Origin of the sequence: Streptomyces sp. NPDC048521, assembly GCF_043199855.1 — a bacterium.
GTDB lineage: Bacteria > Actinomycetota > Actinomycetes > Streptomycetales > Streptomycetaceae > Streptomyces.
In genome coordinates, this window is sequence record NZ_JBICWR010000007.1 from 87,481 (window position 1) to 107,520 (window position 20,040).

18 protein-coding genes are annotated in these 20,040 nt (G+C 71.2%); 6 read left to right on the forward strand and 12 right to left on the reverse strand.

Going from position 1 to position 20,040, the window contains the following annotated elements; all coding sequences use genetic code 11:
- Window positions 1-10: 10 nt before the first annotated feature.
- Together ACGFRF_RS18370 and thpD are read left to right on the forward strand one after the other, a co-directional pair.
- Window positions 11-415 carry an ectoine synthase gene (locus tag ACGFRF_RS18370; RefSeq protein WP_393741041.1) on the forward strand — a complete coding sequence of 135 codons (405 nt, stop codon included), beginning with the start codon at window positions 11-13 and terminating at the stop codon, window positions 413-415.
- A 6-nt stretch (window positions 416-421) separates the two neighbouring features.
- Window positions 422-1,315, forward strand: coding sequence for an ectoine hydroxylase (thpD, locus tag ACGFRF_RS18375; RefSeq protein ID WP_393741043.1), 894 nt, complete (start codon window positions 422-424; stop codon window positions 1,313-1,315).
- 62 nt (window positions 1,316-1,377) lie between these two features.
- On the opposite strand, the gene ACGFRF_RS18380 is transcribed toward thpD, so the two are convergent.
- From ACGFRF_RS18380 to ACGFRF_RS18390, 3 genes are all read right to left on the reverse strand, one after another.
- A complete protein-coding gene (locus ACGFRF_RS18380) occupies window positions 1,378-2,439 on the reverse strand; it encodes an aminotransferase class V-fold PLP-dependent enzyme (RefSeq protein ID WP_393741045.1) in 1,062 nt (353 codons plus the stop codon).
- 96 nt (window positions 2,440-2,535) lie between these two features.
- Window positions 2,536-3,264, reverse strand: a complete 729-nt coding sequence (locus ACGFRF_RS18385) for a DsbA family oxidoreductase (RefSeq protein ID WP_393741047.1) — start codon at window positions 3,262-3,264, stop codon at window positions 2,536-2,538.
- Between the two features lie 97 nt (window positions 3,265-3,361).
- Window positions 3,362-4,327, reverse strand: coding sequence for a GlxA family transcriptional regulator (locus tag ACGFRF_RS18390; RefSeq protein ID WP_393741049.1), 966 nt, complete (start codon window positions 4,325-4,327; stop codon window positions 3,362-3,364).
- Between the two features lie 70 nt (window positions 4,328-4,397).
- Here ACGFRF_RS18390 and ACGFRF_RS18395 point away from each other — a divergent pair, with 70 nt between their 5' ends.
- A complete protein-coding gene (locus tag ACGFRF_RS18395) occupies window positions 4,398-5,783 on the forward strand; it encodes an MFS transporter (protein WP_393741051.1) in 1,386 nt (461 codons plus the stop codon).
- Here ACGFRF_RS18395 and ACGFRF_RS18400 read toward each other — a convergent pair.
- Together ACGFRF_RS18400 and ACGFRF_RS18405 are read right to left on the reverse strand one after the other, a co-directional pair.
- Window positions 5,743-6,351, reverse strand: a complete 609-nt coding sequence (locus ACGFRF_RS18400; RefSeq protein WP_393741053.1) for a DUF1349 domain-containing protein — start codon at window positions 6,349-6,351, stop codon at window positions 5,743-5,745. The two genes, ACGFRF_RS18395 and ACGFRF_RS18400, sit on opposite strands and share 41 nt — an antisense overlap.
- 104 nt (window positions 6,352-6,455) lie before the next feature.
- Window positions 6,456-7,985 (reverse strand): aldehyde dehydrogenase (NADP(+)), encoded by a 1,530-nt coding sequence (locus ACGFRF_RS18405; protein ID WP_393741055.1) that lies wholly within the window; start codon window positions 7,983-7,985, stop codon window positions 6,456-6,458.
- A 156-nt stretch (window positions 7,986-8,141) separates the two neighbouring features.
- Here ACGFRF_RS18405 and ACGFRF_RS18410 point away from each other — a divergent pair, with 156 nt between their 5' ends.
- The 3 genes from ACGFRF_RS18410 (at window position 8,142) to ACGFRF_RS18420 (ending at window position 10,988) form a co-directional block, all read left to right on the forward strand.
- Window positions 8,142-8,915, forward strand: a complete 774-nt coding sequence (locus ACGFRF_RS18410; protein ID WP_393741057.1) for an IclR family transcriptional regulator — start codon at window positions 8,142-8,144, stop codon at window positions 8,913-8,915.
- 22 nt (window positions 8,916-8,937) lie between these two features.
- Window positions 8,938-9,408 (forward strand): GNAT family N-acetyltransferase, encoded by a 471-nt coding sequence (locus tag ACGFRF_RS18415; protein ID WP_393741059.1) that lies wholly within the window; start codon window positions 8,938-8,940, stop codon window positions 9,406-9,408.
- Between the two features lie 122 nt (window positions 9,409-9,530).
- Complete coding sequence (locus ACGFRF_RS18420) at window positions 9,531-10,988, forward strand: peptidoglycan D,D-transpeptidase FtsI family protein (protein ID WP_393741061.1); 1,458 nt, start codon at window positions 9,531-9,533, stop codon at window positions 10,986-10,988.
- A gap of 99 nt (window positions 10,989-11,087) precedes the next feature.
- Here ACGFRF_RS18420 and ACGFRF_RS18425 read toward each other — a convergent pair whose 3' ends face one another.
- The 7 genes from ACGFRF_RS18425 to ACGFRF_RS18455 all read right to left on the reverse strand — a co-directional run bounded on the left by ACGFRF_RS18425 (window position 11,088) and on the right by ACGFRF_RS18455 (window position 19,941).
- Window positions 11,088-12,536: an NCS2 family permease gene (locus tag ACGFRF_RS18425; RefSeq protein WP_393741063.1), complete on the reverse strand. Its 1,449-nt coding sequence runs from the start codon at window positions 12,534-12,536 to the stop codon at window positions 11,088-11,090.
- A gap of 440 nt (window positions 12,537-12,976) precedes the next feature.
- Window positions 12,977-13,906, reverse strand: a complete 930-nt coding sequence (locus ACGFRF_RS18430; protein WP_393741065.1) for an EamA family transporter — start codon at window positions 13,904-13,906, stop codon at window positions 12,977-12,979.
- A gap of 145 nt (window positions 13,907-14,051) precedes the next feature.
- Complete coding sequence (locus ACGFRF_RS18435; RefSeq protein WP_393741067.1) at window positions 14,052-14,849, reverse strand: HAD family acid phosphatase; 798 nt, start codon at window positions 14,847-14,849, stop codon at window positions 14,052-14,054.
- Window positions 14,850-15,164: 315 nt separating this feature from the next.
- Window positions 15,165-16,286, reverse strand: coding sequence for a pectinesterase family protein (locus tag ACGFRF_RS18440; protein WP_393741069.1), 1,122 nt, complete (start codon window positions 16,284-16,286; stop codon window positions 15,165-15,167).
- Between the two features lie 73 nt (window positions 16,287-16,359).
- Window positions 16,360-17,676, reverse strand: coding sequence for a polysaccharide lyase family 1 protein (locus tag ACGFRF_RS18445; RefSeq protein ID WP_393741071.1), 1,317 nt, complete (start codon window positions 17,674-17,676; stop codon window positions 16,360-16,362).
- A gap of 25 nt (window positions 17,677-17,701) precedes the next feature.
- Window positions 17,702-18,499, reverse strand: coding sequence for a rhamnogalacturonan acetylesterase (locus tag ACGFRF_RS18450; protein ID WP_393741073.1), 798 nt, complete (start codon window positions 18,497-18,499; stop codon window positions 17,702-17,704).
- Window positions 18,500-18,603: 104 nt separating this feature from the next.
- The gene (locus ACGFRF_RS18455) at window positions 18,604-19,941 is read right to left on the reverse strand and encodes an ABC transporter substrate-binding protein (protein ID WP_393741075.1); all 1,338 of its coding nucleotides are present in this window, start codon (window positions 19,939-19,941) and stop codon (window positions 18,604-18,606) included.
- Window positions 19,942-20,040 lie beyond the last annotated feature (99 nt).

Consider the following 20,040-nt stretch of genomic DNA (forward strand, 5'->3'; position numbering starts at 1 on the left):
GAACAGCACCGTGATCGTCCGATCGTTCAAGGACATCGAAGGCACCGACCGGCACGTCAAGGCGAAGTCCGGCACCTGGGAGAGCAAGCGGATCGTCCTCGCCAAGGAGCGGGTCGGCTTCTCCCTGCACGAGACCATCCTGTACGCCGGGACCCAGACGTCGATGTGGTACGCCAACCACGTCGAGGCCGTCGTCTGCACCCAGGGCGAGGCCGAACTGACCGACCACGAGGCCGGGAAGACGTACACGATCACCCCCGGCACCATGTACCTCCTCGACGGGCACGAGCGGCACACGCTGCGCGTCAAGGAGGACTTCCACTGCATCTGCGTGTTCAACCCGCCCGTGACCGGCCGGGAGGACCACGACGACAACGGCGTCTACCCGCTGCTCACCGAGCCCGAGGAGGTGTGAGAGCCCATGACCACGGCCACTGTGAAGGACCTCTACCCGACCCGCGGCACCACCGAGGTGACCGTCCCCCGCCAGGACCCGGTCGTCTGGGGCGCCCCGGACACCCCGGGCCCGATCCCGACCGCCGATCTCCAGGCGTACGAGCGGGACGGCTTCCTCGCCGTCGACCAGCTGATCACCCCGGACGAGGTCGAGGTGTACCGGCGTGAGCTGGACCGGCTGGTCACCGACCCGGCGATCCGCGCCGACGAGCGCTCCATCGTCGAGCCGAAGTCGAAGGAGATCCGCTCGGTCTTCGAGGTGCACCGGATCAGCGAGGTGTTCGCGAACCTGGTGCGCGATCCGCGGGTGGTCGGCCGGGCCCGGCAGATCCTCGGCTCGGACGTGTACGTCCACCAGTCACGGATCAACGTCAAGCCGGGATTCGGCGCGAGCGGCTTCTACTGGCACTCGGACTTCGAGACCTGGCACGCCGAGGACGGCCTGCCGAACATGCGCACGGTGTCCGTCTCGATCGCGCTGACCGAGAACCTCGACACCAACGGCGGGCTGATGATCATGCCGGGCTCGCACAGGACGTTCCTGGGCTGTGCCGGGGCCACGCCCGAGGACAACTACAAGAAGTCGCTGCAGATGCAGGACGCGGGCACGCCGTCCGACGAGGCGCTGACCGAGCTGGCGAGCGCGCACGGCATCCGCCTGTTCACCGGAAAGGCCGGCTCGGCGACCTGGTTCGACTGCAACTGCATGCACGGCTCCGGCGACAACATCACGCCGTACCCGCGCAGCAACGTCTTCATCGTGTTCAACAGCGTGGAGAACACGGCGGTGGAGCCGTTCGCGGCGCCGGTGCGCCGGCCGGAGTTCATCGGGGCGCGGGACTTCACGCCGGTGAGGTAGCCGCCCGAGACCACCGGGCCGGGGCCTCCTCCTGTGGGACGGGAGGCCCCGGCCCGGTCATGTCAGCCGGACAGCGCCTCCAGCAGGCGGTCGACGTCCGCCGCCGTGTTGTAGAGGTGGAAGGCCGCGCGCAGGTTGCCCGCGCGGTTGGAGACCTCGATGCCCGCCTCGCTCAGCCCGGGTTGCCGGGAGCCGAGCCCGGGCACCGAGACGATCGCCGAGCCCGGTGCGGGCACCGGCTCGTGGCCGAGGTCGGCGAGTCCCGCCCGGAACCGGTCGGCGAGGGCCACGTCGTGCGCGTGGATCGCCGCGACGCCGAGTTCCTCCACGAGGTCGAGAGACCGGCGCAGGCCCGCGAAGGTGAACAGCGCGTGGGTGAGGTCGAACCGCCGTGCGGAACGGGCGAGTTCCTGGACCGGTCCGTAACAGCTGTCCCACGGCTTCTCGGCCGCCACCCAGCCCGCGAGCACCGGCGTCAGCCCGCCGAAGTCCTCGGGGACCGTGAGGAAGGCCGCACCGTGCGGGCCGAGCAGCCACTTGAAGGCGACGCTGGCGGTGTAGTCATAGGCGTCCGCGTCCATCGGCAGCCAGCCCGCGGCCTGGGAGAAGTCGACGTAGGTGCGCGCGCCGTGGGCGCGGGCGGCCTCGCGCAGGGCGGGCAGGTCGGCGACCCGGCCGTCGGCGGACTGGGCCGCGCTGACCGCGACGAGCGCCGTGCCCGGGCGGACGGACTCGGCGATCCGCTCCAGCGGGACCGTACGGACCTTGAGGTCGCCCCGGACGTGGAACGGGTTGAGCACGGAGGTGAAGTCGTCCTCGGCGGTCAGGACCTCGGCGCCGGCGGGCAGCGCGGCGGCGATCACGCCGGTGTGCGCGGCGACCGAGGCGCCCGCCGCCACGCGGCCGGCCGGAACGCCCGCCAGCCGCGCGTACGCGGCCCGGCAGCTCTCCACGTCCTCGTACAGCGGGGTCAGCGGCCGGCCCTCGGCCCGCAGCAGCGCCGCCTCGTGCAGGGCGGCGACGGTGCGGGCGGGCAGCAGGCCGTTGCTCGCGGTGTTGAGGTAGGTGCTCTTCGGGGTGAACTCGGCGCGGACGAGGCTCTCGAACGTCTCCGTGGTGTTCATGGGACCACTGTGCGGCCCGCTGAAGTCCCCGTCCATCGCGAATTTTTACATGGTTCCGCTCAGGGATCCTTATACGTCCGCGCCGACCTGCGCTTTTCAGCCCTGCTGCGGGACCGCGCACCCGTCCGGCCCACAGGCCGTCCCGTCCCCCTGGTCCCCCTGGGTGACCAGCTTCAGCGGGGAGCGCTCGCCCCAGGCCTGGGTCAGCGCCTGGGTGAAGACCTCGGCGGGCTGGGCGCCGGAGACGCCGTAGGTGCGGTCGAGGACGAAGAACGGCACGCCGTTCGCGCCGAGCTCGGCGGCCTCGCGCTCGTCGGCGCGGACCTCGTCGGCGTAGGCGTCCGGGTCGGCGAGCACCTTCCGGACCTGGCCGGCGTCGAGTCCGGCCTCGACGGCCAGCTCCACCAGGCGTTCGTCGCCCTCGGTGAAGACGGACCGCTCCTCGGCGAAGTTGGCCCGGTACAGGATCTGGATCAGCGCGTCCTGCCTGCCGTGCTCCTTGGCGAAGTGCAGCAGGCGGTGCATGTCGAAGGTGTTGCCGTGGTCGCGGTCCCGGGTGCGGTAGTCCAGGCCCTCGGCGGCGGCCTGGGCGCCCAGGTTGTCCTCGCCGGCCTGGGCCTGCGCCTGGCTCATGCCGTACTTCCTGGTCAGCATGGTGATCACCGGCTGCACATCGCCCTTGGGGCGGCCCGGGTCCAGCTCGAAGGAGCGGTGCACGACCTCGACCTCGTCGCGGTGCGGGAAGGCAGCCAGCGCCTTCTCGAAGCGGGCCTTGCCCACGTAGCACCAGGGGCAGGCGATGTCGCTCCAGATCTCGACGCGCATTCTTCGGCTCTCTCCAGCTCGTCCGGGCACGGGGACTCTCCCCGGCGACCAGTACGTGAACCTTCAATCAGCGCGTTCCATTCCCCGGTCACCGAGGTCACGCCACCGCCTGCGGGCCGGTGGGGTGCCGGCTGAACTGGGCGCGGTAGGCGCTCGGGGTGAGACCGGTGCGGCGGACCAGGTGGGCGCGGAGCGAGTCGGCGGTGCCGAGCCCGCAGGCGGCGGCCACCTGGTCCATGGGCAGGGTGGTGGTCTCCAGGAGTTCCTTGGCGCGCTCGATGCGCTGGTGCAGCAGCCACTGCAGCGGGCTGACCCCGCTCTCGGCGTGGAAGCGCCGGGTGAGGGTGCGCACCGAGACGCCCGCGTGCCGGGCCAGGTCGGTGAGGGTGAGTGGCTTGTCCAGGTTGCGCATGGCCCAGCCGCGGGTGTCGGCGCAGGCGGTGCCGCGCTCGGGCGGCAGCGGGGTCTGGGTGAACTGGGTCTGGCCGCCGGGGCGGACCGGGGCCACCAGGGCGAGCCGGGCGACCTCGTTGGCGACGGCGGCGCCGTAGTCGGTGCGGATGAGGTGCAGGCACAGGTCGATGCCGGCCGCGTAGCCGGAGGAGGTCAGGAACTGGCCGTCCTGGGCGTAGAGGACATCGCCCTGGACCTCGACGTCGGGGTGCCGGCGGCGCAGTTCCTCTGCGTGCGCCCAGTAGGTGGTGGCCTTGCGGCCCTTGAGCAGACCGGCCTCGGCGAGCGAGAAGGCACCGGTGCAGATGGAGGCGATGCGCACCCCCGCGTCGGCGACCTCGCGGAGCGCGTCCAGCACCCGCGGGTCCGGTGCGGAGGGCCGGCCGGTGCCCGCCACGATCACCGTGTCCGCGTCCCGCAGCGCCTCCAGTCCGTGCGGCACATGCAGGTCGAGGCTCCCGGTGGTGGGCACGGGCCCGGGGTCGGGCGCGCAGATCACCACCTCGTAGCCGGGCCGTCCGCCGACCTCGACCTTGTCGAAGAGCAGCTCGGGGATGGCGAGGTTGAACATCGACACGGGCGGCGACGCGACGACCGCGACACGGAGCATGGCCAGAACCTCCGGGTGCATGGCATTCAGGCCACTACTGTAGGCCGGGAACGATCCGCAGGATGGGAGCATGCCAACGAACGAGACCCTCGACGAACCTGAAGTGGGCTCGGAAAGCCGGGAGTCGGGGTCCCCGCACCGGCCGGCCCGTACCCTGACGGCCGCCCTGCTGGGCTTCGCGCTGATCACCCTCGACGCCTCCGTGGTGAACGTGGCCCTGCCGGCCATCGACTCCTCGCTCGGCGGCGGGATGTCCGGACTGCAGTGGGTGGTGGACGCCTACACCCTCGCCTTCGCCGCCCTGATGCTCTCCACGGGCGCCTTCTCCGACCGGGCCGGGGCGAGCCGGGCGTACGCCCTCGGCACCACCGTCTTCACACTCGCCTCGGCGGCCTGCGGCCTGGCGCCGACCCTCCCGGCGCTGATCGGGGCGCGCGTGGTGCAGGGCGTGGCGGCGGCCGTCGTCCTGCCCGCCTCGCTGTCCCTGGTCCGGCAGGCGTACACCGATCCGGCCCAACGGGCGAAGGCGGTGGCGCTGTGGGCGGCCGGCGGCTCGGTCGCGGTGGCACTGGGCCCGGTGGCGGGCGGTGCGCTGACCACGGCGTGGGACTGGCGGGGGATCTTCTTCATCAACCTGCCGCTGGGCGCTATCGCCCTGGCCCTGCTGCTGCGCACGCCGCGCTCCGAGCGCCGGCCGGCGCCGCTGGACCTGCCGGGCCAGCTGACGGCCGTGATCACGCTGACGTGCGTGACGTTCGCGGTCATCGAGGGCGGTGCGACGGGCCTGGCGGCCTTCGTCGTGGCGGTGGCGGCCGCCGTCCTGTTCGTACGGATCGAGGGACGGCGGTCGCACCCGGTCGTCCCGATCGGGCTGTTCCGGGACCGGGCGGTACGGGCGGCCGTGGCGACCGGGGCGGCGTGCAGCGTCGCCTTCTACGGCGGGGTGTTCCTCTTCTCCCTCTTCTTCCAGCAGGTGCAGGGCCGTTCGGCGCTGTACACCGGACTGCTGTTCCTGCCGATGTCCGGGCTGATCGCGGTGACCAACGTGGTGTCCGGAAAGCTCGCCGGCCGCTACGGACCGCGCCTGCCGATGCTGGTCGGCCAGGCCGTGGCCGTGGCCGGCCTGCTGGGCCTGCTGTCCGTCGGTTCTGGCACGCCCGCCCCGGTGGTGGCGGTCCTGCTCGTCCCGATGGCCCTGGGCTGCGCGCTGACCGTCCCGCCGCTGACGGCCGTGATGATGGACGCCGTGCCGGCCGAGCGGGCGGGGCTGGCGGCCGGAGTGCTGAACGCGGCACGGCAGGTGGCCGGCGGACTCGGGATCGCGGTGTTCGGCGCGCTGGTGGACGGCGGTTTCGACACCGGGATGCGGGCGAGCCTGGTGCTGGGCGCGGCCCTGTTCGTCCTGACCTTCGTCCTCAGCTGCCGTCTCGCAGGTCGCTCGGCCAGTCGGCCCTGAACTCGATGTGGTCGTAGGTGACCACGCAGCCCTCCCCCAGCGGTGACTGGGTCATGAACCCGACCAGCGCGGCACCGGTCTCCTTCTCCTCGCCCAGGGTGAAGAGCCGGACGAAGGTCCAGCGCGCGCCGTCCCGGGAGGCGTGGAAGGCGAAGGCCCGACCGGTCCGGCTGATCCGCAGCCACACCGAACCCCCGTCCACCGTGAAGGAGTTGGCGTCGTCGGAGTGTCCCCGGGTGACCACCGTGCAGACGGTGGGCACATCCGGGGAGTACTCCAGACAGAGCTTGGCCCAGGCCCGCTCGCCGACGTGGACGTACAGGACTCCGGCGTCGAAGGCGGCACGGAACCCCACCGTGACCCGCGCGATCAACTGGAAGTCCCCTTCGGGCGCCCCGAGCAGCCGGGGCGCGTCGGAGGCGGGTTCCAGCGCCTCCCCGGTGGGCGTGACGAACCGATCCTGCCGGGGTCCCGCCCACCCGGTCAGCACACCGTCCTCGTAGGCCCAGTGCCCGTCCGGCCCGTACGTCCGGAGGGGGAAGGGCAGTTCGGGAAGTTCCACGTCCATCGACCCATCCTCGCAGGACCCGCACCTACCCAAGGGGGCGGGGGAGCTGCGCGCGCGGCCACCACCGGCCCGCAGCCGCCGACACACCCCCACCGCCTGCCGCGCTACCGCTCCAGGACCCCGTTGAACCGCCTGGGGAGCCCCAGCGGATTCTCGTCGCGCAGTTCCTGCGGCAGCAGTGCCGCGGGCGCGTTCTGGTAGGCGACCGGCCGCAGCCACCGCTCGACAGCCGTACCGCCCACAGACGTGGACGTGGAGGTCGTCGCGGGATACGGCCCGCCGTGGTGCTGGGCCGGCGCCACGGCCACCCCCGTCGGCCAGCCGTTCACCAGCACACGCCCGGCCAGCGGGGTGAGTTCGGCGAGGATGTCCGCGCCCCGGCCCTCACCGGCCGCCTCCTCGGAGGACAGCTGCACCGTCGCCGTCAGGTTGCCCGGCAGCCGTGACAGCACCGCCGTCGCCTCACCCTCGTCGTCGTAGCGGACCACCACGGTGACCGGCCCGAAGCACTCCTCCAGCAGCAGGTCGTACGCCCCCTCCTCGGCCAGCCGGCTCGCCGGCACCGTCAGGAACCCGGGGCTGACCGTGTGCTCGCCGCCCGCGCCCGGGGTCACCGGGGACTCCACGCCCTCCAGGCCGGCGCGCTCCCGCACCCCGGCGATGAAGTTGTCCCGCATACGGTGGTCGAGCAGGACCCCGGCGTCGGTGTCGCTGACCGCGTCGGTCAGCGACTTCACCAGCCGGTCGCCGCCCGCGCCGGACGGCACCAGCACCAGCCCCGGCTTGACGCAGAACTGGCCGGTGCCGAGGGTCATCGATCCGGCGAGCCCGCCGCCGATCTCCTCCGCCCGCTCGGCCGCTGCCGCCTCGGTGACCAGCACCGGGTTCAGCGAGCCCAGCTCACCGTGGAACGGGATCGGCACCGGACGCGCGGCGGCCGCGTCGAAGAGGGCCCGCCCGCCCCGTACGGAACCGGTGAAGCCCGCCGCGGCGACCAGCGGGTGCTTGATCAGCTCGACGCCCGCCTCGAAGCCGTGCACGAGCCCGACGACGGCCTCGGGGATGTCGTGGTGGGCGGCGGCCCGGCGCAGCACCTTGGCGACCAGCTCCGACAGCGCGGGGTGGTCGGGGTGGGCCTTGACGACGACGGGGCAGCCCGCGGCCAGCGCGCTCGCGGTGTCGCCGCCGGCGACGGAGAAGGCGAAGGGGAAGTTGGAGGCGGAGTAGACGGCGACGACGCCGAGCGGGACCTTGTAACGGCGCAGGTCCGGGACGGGCGGGGTCGCGGTGTCGTCGGGGTGGTTGATGATGACGTCGAGGAAGGCGCCCTCGTCGACGATGTCCGCGAAGGCGCGCAACTGGTAGGAGGTACGCGCGAGTTCCCCGGTCAGCCGGACCGGACCGAGCGCGGTCTCGGCGTCGGCGGTCTCGACCAGGCCGTCCTTGGCCGCGTCCAGGCCGTCGGCGGCCGAGCGCAGGAACGCGGAGCGGACCGCGCGGTCCGCGAGGGCGCCACGGACGGCGTGGGCCGCCCGTACCGCCGCGTCCACCTCCTGGGCTGTGGCCTCCACCGCAACCTGTTCACGCTGCTTCCCGGTGCGCGGGTCGACACTCCAGACTGGTGCTGCTGCCACCGCGGGTCCCTCCCAGTGATGCCGCAATATGTCGGTCACCCATCAGTCGCGTTCGATATACTGAACACTGTCTCTGATGATGAATTCGCTGCTCGGAGACTATATATCTGGGTCCTCAAATATCCAGGTCCTGGGCGAACGAAGGGGTCAAGGGCGATGACGGCAGGCGACACAGGCGGCGGGGCGCAGGTCAAGTCCGCGGTACGGACCGTTGAACTGCTGGAGTACTTCGCCGGCCGGCCCGGTATGCACTCGCTCGCGGCGGTCCAGGAGGCCGTGGGGTACCCCAAGTCCAGCCTGTACATGCTGCTGCGCACGCTGGTGGAGCTGGGCTGGGTGGAGACGGACGCGACCGGCACCCGGTACGGCATCGGGGTGCGGGCGCTGCTCGTGGGCACCTCGTACATCGACGGCGACGAGGTGGTGGCCGCCGCGCGTCCGACCCTGGACCGGCTGTCCGACGACACCACGGAGACCATCCACCTGGCCCGGCTCGACGGCACCAACGTCGTCTACCTGGCCACCCGCCAGTCCCAGCACTACCTGCGCCCCTTCACCCGCGTCGGGCGCCGGCTCCCGGCCCACTCCACCTCGCTCGGCAAGGCGATCCTCGCCACCTATACCGACGAGCAGGTGCGCAAGCTGCTGCCGGAGACCCTGCCGGCCCTCACCGAGCACACGATCACCGACCGCGAGAAGCTCATCGAGGAGCTGGACCAGATCCGCGAGCAGGGCTTCGCGGTCGACCGCGAGGAGAACACGCTGGGCCTGCGCTGCTTCGGCGTGGCCATCCCGTACCGCACGCCCGCCCGCGACGCCATCAGCTGCTCGGTCCCGGTGGCCCGGCTGACCCCCGCCCACGAGCAGCTGATCAAGGACGCGCTGTTCGACGCACGGGACCGGCTGACGCTGGCGACGCGGAGACTGTGAGGGCGGGCGTAGGCTCGGGTCCGTGGAGATCGCGCTGCGCGCCGTACAGGACAGTGACCTGCCGGTGTTCTTCCGGCAGATGACCGATCCGGAGGCTGTCCGGATGGCCGCGTTCGGCCCTGAGGGCCTGTACGACCGGGAGGCCTTCGCGGCCTACTGGCAGCGCCTGCGGAGCTCCTCCGACGTGCTGCGCACGGTTCTGGCCGACGGAGTCGTGGCCGGCAACGCGGCGGTCTACGGTGTGGCCGGCGAGCGCGAGGTGACGTACTGGATCGACCGCGCGTACTGGGGCCGGGGCGTGGCGACGGCCGCCTTGCGGGCCCTGCTCGCGGAGGTGCCCGAACGGCCGCTGTACGCGCGGGCGGCGGCCGACAACGCCGCCTCGCTGCGCGTGCTGGGCAAGTGCGGGTTCCGCGAGTCGGTCCGGGCCCGGGGCTACGCGAACGCGCGGGGCCGGGAGATCGAGGAGGTCGTCCTGATCCTGGAGGCCTGAGTCCTCCGAGGGTCCTCCCCGGAACAGCACCCGGCGCGTACGAGGCCGGTTTCCTGAGCACTCGATGAGAAAGCCGGGCGTTCGGGAACGATCGCCCCCGTTTCGCTCGTCTTCCGAACGGGATGAACAAGACGATCAGGCGGGCGTCCGTCTTCGCGCTGCTGCTCGTGCTCGCTCTGCTGGTCAGGGCGACATGGGTGCAGTTCTACGACGGCAAGGCCCTCGCGGACGACAAGGACAACCGGCGCAACGCGATCGAGACGTACTCGCGGCCGCTCGGGAACATCATCGTGGCCGGGAACGCGATCACCGGCTCGGCGCGGACGAAGGGCGGCGACCTCGCGTACAAGCGGACGTACAAGGACGGCACGCTGTACGCGGCGGTGACCGGCTACGCCTCGCAGGCCTACGCGCCCACCCAGCTGGAGGGCATCTACACGGACCTGCTCAACGGCACGGACCCCCGGCTGAAGAGCGTGATGGACACCCTCACGGGCCGGCGTGCCGATCCGGGCAACGTGCTCACGACGATCGACCCGGCCGTGCAGAAGGCGGCGTACCGCGCGCTCGGTGGCAACAAGGGCGGGGCCGTCGCGATCGACCCCAGGACCGGCAAGATCCTCGCGGCGGTGTCGACGCCGTCCTACGACCCCTCCTCGCTGACCGACGCCAACACGGCCGGGACGGCCTGGAAGGCGCTCAACGCGGACAAGGACAAGCCGCTCACCAACCGCGCGCTGCGTCAGCCGCTGCCGCCGGGCTCGACGTTCAAGCTGGTCGTGGCGGCGGCAGCGCTGGAGGACGGGCTGTACGAGAACGTGGACGAGCCCACCGACAGCCCGGATCCCTACATCATGCCGGGCACGGTGCGCGAGCTGCCGAACGAGAGCAAGTCGGCGCCGTGCGAGAACGCCTCGATCCGGGTCGCCCTGCGGTACTCGTGCAACAACGTCTTCGGTCATATGGCCGTCCAGCTGGGGCAGGACAAGGTCAAGGCCATGGCCGAGAAGTTCGGCTTCGACAACCAGGAACAGGACGTGCCGGTGCGGGCCTACGCCAGCGTGTACCCCTCCGGCATGGACGAGGCGCAGACCGCGCTGTCCGGCATCGGCCAGTTCGACGTCACCGCGACCCCGCTCCAGATGGCCATGGTGTCCGCCGCCATAGCCAACGGCGGCAAGCTGGTCTCGCCGCATATGGTGTCGCAGATCACCGACAGCGGCGGTGAGGTGCTGAAGGACTACGACGACAGCGCGGACACCCAGCGGATCGTCAGCTCCTCGACCGCCGAGCAACTGCGGTCGGCCATGGAGACGGTGGTCAAGGACGGAACGGGCACGAACGCGCTGATCGACGGGGTGACCGTCGGCGGCAAGACCGGTACCGCCCAGCATGGCGAGAACAACAGCAAGACGCCGTACGCCTGGTTCACCTCGTACGGCAAGTCCGACAGCAGCGGCAAGGAGATCGCCGTCGCGGTGATGGTCGAACAGTCGGACGCGGCGCGTTCGGAGGTCAGCGGCAACGGGCTGGCGGCGCCGGTGGCGCGGGCGATGATGGAAGCGGCGCTGAAGGGCTGAGGGTGGCTGCGCGGCCAGGTGTGACGCCGGGTGCGGCCCGGCGGGGGCTGGTCGCGCGGTGCCCCGCGCCGCTTCGGGGCGCGCCGCCCTTCCCGATGCTCAGACGCCCAGAATCTGCTCCACCGGATCGATCGCGAAGTACACCAGGAACAGCGCCGAGACCCCCCACAGCAACCAGTTGACCTCCTTGGCCTTGCCCAGGACCGTCTTGACGACGACGTAGGACACGAAGCCCGCGCCGATGCCGTCGGTGATGGAGTACGTGAACGGCATCGCGGCGATGGTGAGGAACGCCGGGACGGCGATCTCGTACCTGTCCCAGTCGATGTGCTTGACGTGGGTCATCATCAGGAAGCCCACCGCGATCAGCGCGGGCGCCGCCGCCTGCAGCGGGACGATGGTGAGCAGCGGGGTGAGGAAGAGGGCGAGGCCGAAGAGGCCGCCGGTGACGAGGTTGGCGAAGCCGGTGCGAGCGCCCTCGCCGACGCCGGCCGCGGACTCGATGTAGGCGGTGTTGGAGGAGGCGGAGCCCAGACCGCCGGCGACGGCGGCGGCCCCGTCGATGAACAGGACGCGGCCGATGCCGGGCACCTGCCCCTTGTCGTCCAGCAGTCCGGCCTCGGCGGTGATGCCGACGATGGTGCCCATGGCGTCGAAGAAGTCCGACAGGATCAGGGTGAAGACGAGCAGGACGGCGGTGAGCACGCCGGCCTCGGCGAAGCCGCCGAACAGGCTGAGGTGACCGACGAGCCCGAAGTCCGGGGCCGCGACGATCTCGTCCGGGACCTTGGGGGTGGTCAGGCCCCAGCTCTTGATGTCGGCGACGGCGTCGATGACGATCGCGACGACGGTCATCGTCACGATGCTGATGAGGAGCGCGCCCTTCACCTTGCGGGCGAGCAGCGCGATGGTGAGCAGCACGCCGAGACAGAAGACGAGGACGGGCCAGCCGGTGAGGCGCCCGACGGCGCCGAGTTGCACGGGCACGGTGGTGTGCGCGGCGTCCGGGACACGGCTGACGAACCCGGCGTCGACGAAGCCGATGAAGGCGATGAACAGGCCGATGCCGACGCCGATCGCCTGCTTCAGCTGCTGCGGGATCGCGTTCATGATCGCTTTTCGCAGGCCGGTGAGGACCAGGAGGCAGATGACCAGGCCCTCGAGGACGACCAGGCCCATCGCGTCCGACCAGCTCATCAGCGGGGCGAGTTGGAAGGCGACGACGGCGTTGAGGCCGAGGCCGGCGGCGATCGCGAGCGGGAGGTTGCCGCCGACGCCCATGACGACCGTCATCACGCAGGCCACCAGCGCGGTGGCGGTGACGAGTTGCCCGGTGTCGAGGGAGTGGCCGAACTTGTCCTTGGCGCTGCCCAGGATGATCGGATTCAGGACGAGGATGTAGGCCATGGTGAAGAACGTGGCGAAGCCGCCGCGTATCTCCCGGCCGAAGCTGGATCCCCGTTCGGAGATCCTGAAGTACCGGTCGACGCCGTTGCGGGCGGGTGGCGCGGCGCTCGGACGCTGATCCACCTTCTGCGTCTCGGACATGGTCCCACTCCTCGGTGCCTGACGATCGTGCGCGGATGCTGGCTGGATTGTTCCCTCGTCCCACCTGTTTCAGGTTTTCCCCGTGTTACGGAATCGGGTTCGAGCTTCCATACGGCGTTCGATCCACCGCTGATACAGTTCCGCACCTCGCCCTGGTGCACGGTTGTCCGATGTCGGGGAATCGCGCCCGGCTCGCCCATCTGTTGACCGGCGACGCCGATGCCACCGACGACCTGGCGGCGGACGCGCTGCAGGCGCTGTGGGGCGGGCCAGTGGGTCTTCGCCGGGCAGTACCACCACGAGCGCGGCGGCCGGGACGCCGCGGACGACGGCTACACCATGACGGGTACGGCCGACGGCGACGCGTACGCGGTGACCGGCGGCTTCGCCCCGCACGGCGGCAGCGGCACGACTCGTGAGCCGGGACCTCGACCGGGCCCTCAACCGAGGCTGAGCAGCACGACGGCGGCGGCCGCCCCCGCCAGGCCGGCCGCCTGTGTCCGGGTCACCTTCTCGTGCAGGACGGCGAGCCCGAGGATCGTCGGCACGGCCGGGTACAGGGAGGCCAGGACGACCGCGACGGCGAGGATCTGCTGCCGGGTCGACCAGAGGTAGAGGATCAGGCCGAGCGCCGCTCCCGCGCCGATCAGGACGGCCTGGGCGAGGCGACCGGCGGGCTGCCGGAAGCGGGCGGCGTGCCGCCCGGCGCTCGGCAGCAGAAGGAGGACGGCGGCGAGCCGGCCGGCCGCCACGGGCCACAGACCGCTCGCCGGATCCGCCTGGGCGAGCCCCAGATACTGGACGGCCACCCCCAGGCTCGCCGCCAGGCCGTCCGTCGACCGCCGCCCCGAGGCCGCCGGACCGTCCGCCGTTCGCGACCCCGGGGCCGCCGGGCCGTCGTGTCCCGTTCCACCCCCGGAGACCAGCCACAGGGCGGGCACGGTGACGCCGATGCCCAGCCAGGCCGGCGGGCTCGGCCGGTCGTGCAGGAAGAGCACACCGCACACGACGGACAGGGCCACCCCGGTGACGGCGCTCACGGGTACGACGACGGTCATGGCACCCCGGCTCAGGCCGCGGTTGAGGAAGTGCATGGCCGCGGCGCTGCCGGCACCGGACAGCGCTCCCCACAGCACGTCCGCGGGCCGCACCGCCGCCGCGGGTGTCAGCAGGGCGAGCGTGACGGCGAAGAGCAGGCCGCCCACCTGCCCGAGGAAGGTGACCACGGCGAAGTGCACCCGGCGGGACAGCACCCCGCCGGCGAAGTCGACGAGGCCGTAACAGGCGGCGGAAGCCAGCGCGAGGAATGCACCCATCCGCTCCAGGTGCCCGGCGCCGTCGAGAGGTTGCCGCGCGCGCACGAAAACCACCGAAACTCCCGGCTGCCGTCACCCGCGCAGCGCTCGACGGCCCGTGCTCTCCACCGACCATGAGCAGCCGGCCCCCGCCACGGCCGGGTGCTGCCGGTGACGGGGGCCGCGTACCGGCGACTGCTCGCCGCCGGCCCGGAAGTGCTCAGCTGACGAAGTACGTCGGGTTCGGCAGCTTGTAGGTACGGTCGGCGTGGCCGCCGTCCAGGTCCGAGTACTGGTCGCCGAAGTTGGCGATGATCTCGTACCCGAGGTCGTCCTCGATGTGCTCGCGGGTTCCCGACTTGTACTGCACGGTCGTGCAGTTCCAGGTGCCCGGGGTGGCGCAGTCGCTCAGGTAGGCCGGCGGGTCGGCCTTGTCCTTGAGGAACATGTGGGCGGCGTCGAGGTTCACATCGGCGCCGACCTTCTTCAGGTTCTCCACGGCGGCGGAGCGCTGCGCCTCGCTGAGACCGGAGTTGTAGAAGACCTCGACGCCCTTGGACTCGGCGTACCGGACCAGCTCGGGGCTGCCGAAGACGGCGGGGCGGTCGGCGCGGTTCACGTAGTCGGCCCACGTGGTGGCGTTGTACGTGTAGTTGTAGCGCTTCTCGTAGTCAAGGCTGAGCAGCAGGGTGTCGTCGATGTCGAAGACGACGGCCGGCTTCTCACCGTGACGGTGCGCCTTGTCGGCCGCCTTGTCGATGAAGCTGCGGGCGTCGGCGTCGATACGCGCCAGGTCCTTGGCGTACGGGCTGTCCGGGGACGCCTGGTAGACGCCGTTGCTGTCGGTGGTGGTGCCGTAGTAGGTGTCGATGTCCTTCACCAACAGCCCGATGTTGTAGGGCTCGTGGGTGGAGTTCGCCGTCGACTGGCCGGCGGTGGCCGCGCCCGCGCCGTACAGCGCGGCCCCGGCGAGGGCGCAGGCGGCGCCGACGGCGGCCGCTCCGAGGGACTTCCGCATGAATTCTCCGGATCTGGTGGATGGAAGTGATGTACCAGGTCACGCACTGTCTACGCGCATCACAACCGCACCGCGAGGCCTGTTATCCGATCGATACGCGTGCCGTGTTTCAGGCGCGGCTCGTACCGGCCCGGAGCATTGCCCTGCCCTGACTCGGACATGGCGTTCCCTTGACCCGGTCCCCCTGGGGCCGGAACTGCTACCGCGGACGGGCGAGTTCACCTACGGGTGACACCAAGGTCCCCGGCAAGGCGCCGGACACCAGGCCGGCGAGACCGGCCGCGGCTCCGCCGAGCGGCGTACGTCCGCGGAGCATCACCACCCCTTCCGCGGGTCCCAGTCTCCGAGGTAGGCCTCCCTGGTCGCCGACCCGGCCTGTTCGTCGGGGAGTTGGGGCCGGTTCTCGGCGACCGTGACGACTGCGCCGGGACCGGTGTTACGGTACTCGGCGAACCGATGGTTCTGCCAGGGGTGGGCGGTCGACATGTCGGTGTAGGGCGCGACGGCGTCGATGCCCGGGCCGAGCCAGGTGTCGCGGACGGTGAGCATCGGGCGGGCGGTGGGGTCGGAGCTGGGCACCCAGGGCCGGGCCAGTTTGTAGGCGGCGTCCGGTGCCTCGCTGGTGACGCGGCTGCGCGTGACCAGGTAGCCCCGCGGGTTGGCGACGGCCGTGGAGGGCGCGAAGACGAAGCCGTAGGGCGCCGCGGCCAGGTCCGTCCGGTCCAGGGTGTGGAAGTGGCAGTGCTCGTACACCGCCGTGGCCCGGCCGAAGACGAAGTCGACGTCCCCCTCCACGTAGCAGTGGGCGAAGTACTGGCGGGCGAAGGTGCCGAGGGCCGTGGAGTAGGCGTACAGGGTGTCCTGGTGGCCGAGGAAGCGGCAGTGCAGGAAGGCGCTGCGGTCGCCCTGCACCTTCAGGGCGACGGCCTGGGTGCCGCTGATGTCGGGGTGGTCGGCGCGCAGCCAGTCGTTGGCGAAGGTGATCCGGTGGGCGGTGAAGCCGTCGGCCTGCACGGTCGTGGTGGCCGAGCCGGAGGTGCCGTGGGTGCCGCCGCCGGGCTTGGGGGTGCCGGCCGCGTTGTCGTGGACGATCACGACGCCCCGGGGGTCCTCGCAGGCGCCGATCCAGGTCATCTCCTGGCGGCTGACGTCGACGGCGACCGTCTCCCGGTAGGTACCGGGGGCGAGGACCAGCGTCCGGCCGGTGCCGGTGGCGGCGGCCACGGCGGCCTGCACGGAGGTGAAGTCGCCGTGGCCGCGCGGGTCGACGTACAGGGTCTGCGGGGTGAGGCGGCGGTCCGGTGACCCGTAGCGGCCGAACGGGCGCGGTCGCCCGGCGGCCCGCGCGGGGGCGGAGGCGAGGCCGAGCGCGGCGGCGGCCCCGGCGCTCGCCACGAGGAAACGCCGTCTGGTCACGGGGAGGTGGGGCGAGGGCATGGGCGTGCTCCTTCGCGGTGCGGGTCGTGGGAGAGGAGGAGGGGCCGGGGACTCGCCCCGGCCCCGTGCCGGTTCAGCACAGGCGACCGGCGCCCGCGCGGTGGGCGACGAGGCCCGGTACGGCCCGCGCGGGGTCGACCTCGGCGCGCAGGGCGGGCGTCCAGCCGGCACCGGACTGGAGGATCTCTTGGGGCACCTCGGCGTTGTGGACGGCGATCAGATCGGTCGGCACGCCGTTGACGTAGTTGTCGTCGGCGGTGACCGGCGCCTCCTTCCACTTCTTCAGGACGGAGCCGGCCTTCACCCCGTCCGGCAGTGTGAAGGCGTTGTGCTGGGCGACGAGTCGGGACTCCATGCCGATGCCGTAGCTGTAGGAGTAGCCCTCGCCGGCGACGAAGTGGTTGTTGTAGGAGTCCACCTGTCCGAAGCGGACGCGGGGTGCGCGCTCGACCAGGTCGCGGAACAGGTTGTGGTGGAAGGTGACCTTCAGGTGCCCACGGTCCACGGCGGCCGTCGAGGCGCTGTCGCTGTTGCCGATCAGGATCGTCTTGTCGTGGTCCTCGAAGACGTTCCAGGAGGCGGTGACGTAGTCCGCGCCCTTGACGATGTCGAGTTCGCCGTCGTGCTGCTGGAAGATGCGCCCGAAGTGGTGCGGCAGGGTGCTGTCGGGGTGGTCGCCGTCGGTGAAGGTGTTGTGGTCCATCCACACGTGCGTCGAGCCGTGGACGACGGCGCTGTCGTACTCGGAGTTCCAGTTGCCGTCGGCGGTGTCGGTCGGGTCCCACTGCGGGAAGCAGTCCAGGGGGCTCTCGAAGCTCAGGTTGCGGACGATGACGTTGTCGACGCCTTTGATCTGCAGGCTGGCGCCCTTGAAGCCGGCGTCCTTCCCGATGCCGACGATGGTGGTGCCGGCCGGGACGTTCGCCTTGATGAAGGCGTCCTGGCGGGCGGCGGAGGCGCGACGCAGGCCCTCGGGGCTGTCGTCTGGCTCGGCGTCGAGGGTCTTGGTACGGCCCCACACCGCCGGGTCGTAGGTCTGCAGGTAGGTGGCGAAGTCGTACCCGGGCACGGCGAAGGAGTCGCACCCCGGCCCGTCGGCGTCGATCGTCCCCTTCACTCTGATGATCCTCGGGGCGCTGCCGCCGTCCGCGAGGGCGGCCTTGAACTGCTCCCAGGTGGTGACGGTGTAGACGTGCGCGGAGTCGGCGGCGGCACCGCCGGTCGTTCCGGTGCCGTAGGCGGCCCAGCCGTCCTTCGCGGGCAGCACCTGCCGGTCGAGGCCGGTTCGGTGGGCGGAGTGCGCGAAGGCGGTGCCGGTTACGGCGAGGACGAGGGCCGTACCGCCCACGAGGGCACCTATGACACGGCCATGACATATCTGTGTACGCACTGTGCGGCTCTCCTCATGCAGAAGGTCAGGATTCCGGGGCGGGCGGCCAGGTGATCCAGGACGTCGGGACGTCCTCGTGCAGCCGTACGACGTCATGCCGGGCCGGCAGCCGGGTGCGCAGCAACTCCCGCGCGACCAGCCGGGCCACCGCGATGGCGCCCGGCGGATTGAAGTGCGTGTTGTCCTGCTCCGTGGCGGTCCAGTTGAAGTAGGTCTTCGTCTCCTCCACCCCGAGCAGCTGCCACAACGCGAGCGACAGCGCCTCGACGTCGAGCAGCGCGACCCCTTCCTCCTTCGCCAGCGCCCGCATGGCGGCCGGGTAGTCACCATGGGTCGGCACGGCGTTGCCCTCGGCGTCGAACCGGCGCCGCTCCACCGGGGTGGCGAGCACGGGCCGCGCCCCGCGCGCCCGGGCACCGTCGAGGTACAGCCGCAGAAAGTCCTGGTACGTCGTCCAGGGCTCGGTGTACCGGGCGGGATCGGTGGCCTTCTCGTCGTTGTGCGCGAACTGGATCAGCAGGAGGTCCCCGGGCCGGATCACGCAGAGGACGCCGTCGAGCCGCCCTTCCTCCACGAAGCTCTTCGAACTGCGCCCGTTGACGGCATGGTTGGCGACGGCGACCTCCTTCCGCAGAAAGAAGGGGAGCGCCGTTCCCCATCCGGTCTCGGGAGCCGCGTCGGCGTATTTCTGCGCGGCGGTGGAGTCACCGGCGATGTAGAGCGTCCGGGAACGCCGGGCGGCTTGCGCGGTACCGGTGGCGGCGAGAGCGAGCGGAGCGGCGACCGCGGCGGCCAACCCGACTTGTCTACGCGTAAGGGACACGATCTGTGCCTTTCGAGCGCCGAGATCGATCCAGGGCGCGGGGAGCCGCGCGACCGGCCACCACCGGACCCGCAGCGCCCCGCGCACCCGAACCACGGGAGTTCTCAGTGGTTCTTCTTCCAGTCGGCCTGCGCCGTGTTCAGCTGGTCCGCGAGCGTGTCCAGGAAGTCCTTCGCGCTCAGCTTCCCGAGCAGCACCTTCTGGAAGTTCGGCTCGTTGTCGGACTTGGAGATCGTGTTCCAGTCCGGCAGGTAGTACGGCAGTTGCACGATCTTCGTGTTGCCCCCGTTGAGCGCCTCGGCCGCCAGCTTGGTCGGCTCGGCCGACTGGATCCAGGCGTCCTCGGCCGCGTCCGTGTTCGCCGGCACCTGCCCCGCCGACTCGTTGAACTTGGAGTTCTCCGCGGCGGAGACGGCGAACTCGATGAACTTCCAGGCGGCGGCCTTGTTCTTGCCCGACTTGAACAGGCTCAGCCCGTCCACCGGGTTGGACACCTGCACCCGGGTGCCGTCGTCCAGGGTGGGGTTGGGGATGCCCCGGAACTTCTCCTTGCCCAGCGCCTTCAGATGGTCCTGGTAGGACCCGAGGTTGTGGCTCAGCATGCCGATGGTGCCGCTGTCCCACTGCGCGACCATCTTGGTGAAGTCGTTGTTGACGTCGGCGGACGGGGTGTTTTTCTTGTACAGCGCGACGTACTTCTCCAGCGCGGCAACGTTCTTCGGATCGTTGACGGTGGTCTTGTCGCCGTTCCAGAACGAGGTGATGCCGGTCTGGCCGTACACCGCGTCGAGGGCCGGGGCGATGGACCCCTCGCCGCCGCGGATGGTGAAGCCGAACTCGTTCTTGCCCGTGTTCGTCAGCTTGTCGGCGGCCTCGTAGAACGTCGACCAGGTGGTCGGCGCGTCCAGGCCGGCCTTCTTGAACAGATCGGTCCGGTACCAGAGCGTGCCGTTGTTGGCCGAGGTCGGCACCTGGTACAGGGTGTCCCCACCACCGGCCGCCTTGCTCACGTCGAGCAGGTTCCGACTCAGCTTGCCGTTCAGCGGACTCTTCTCCAGCCGGGAGTCCAGGGGCTCCAGCGCGCCCTGTGCGGCGACCTCGGCGAGCATCGCGGTGCCCACGCCGCCCACGTCGGGCAGGCCGCCGCCCTGGATCGCGGTGTCGTACTTGGACTGGGCGCTCGCCGCCGGGATGCCGACGTACCTGACCTTGATGTCCGGGTACTTCTGCTCGAAGTCGGCGATGATCCGCTTCCAGATGTCGGTGCGGACACCGCCGTTGTTGTCCCAGAAGGTGATCGTGCCCTTGCCGGAGCCCTCGCCCCCCTTGTCCCCCGCGCCGCCGCTGCCGTCGTCGCCGCAGGCGGTGGCGGCCAGCGCGAGGACGGAGCCCAGGGCGACGGCCGTGACGGCGCGCCTGCTTCTCGGAATGCTGCTCTTCATCGGTCGGCTCTCTTCTTCTGGATCCAACGGAGTGGTGGAGCTGTGGGCAAGCGCTTGCCCGGCAGGTGCGCCGGAGGCCTTCCCACACGTGTGCGGGGA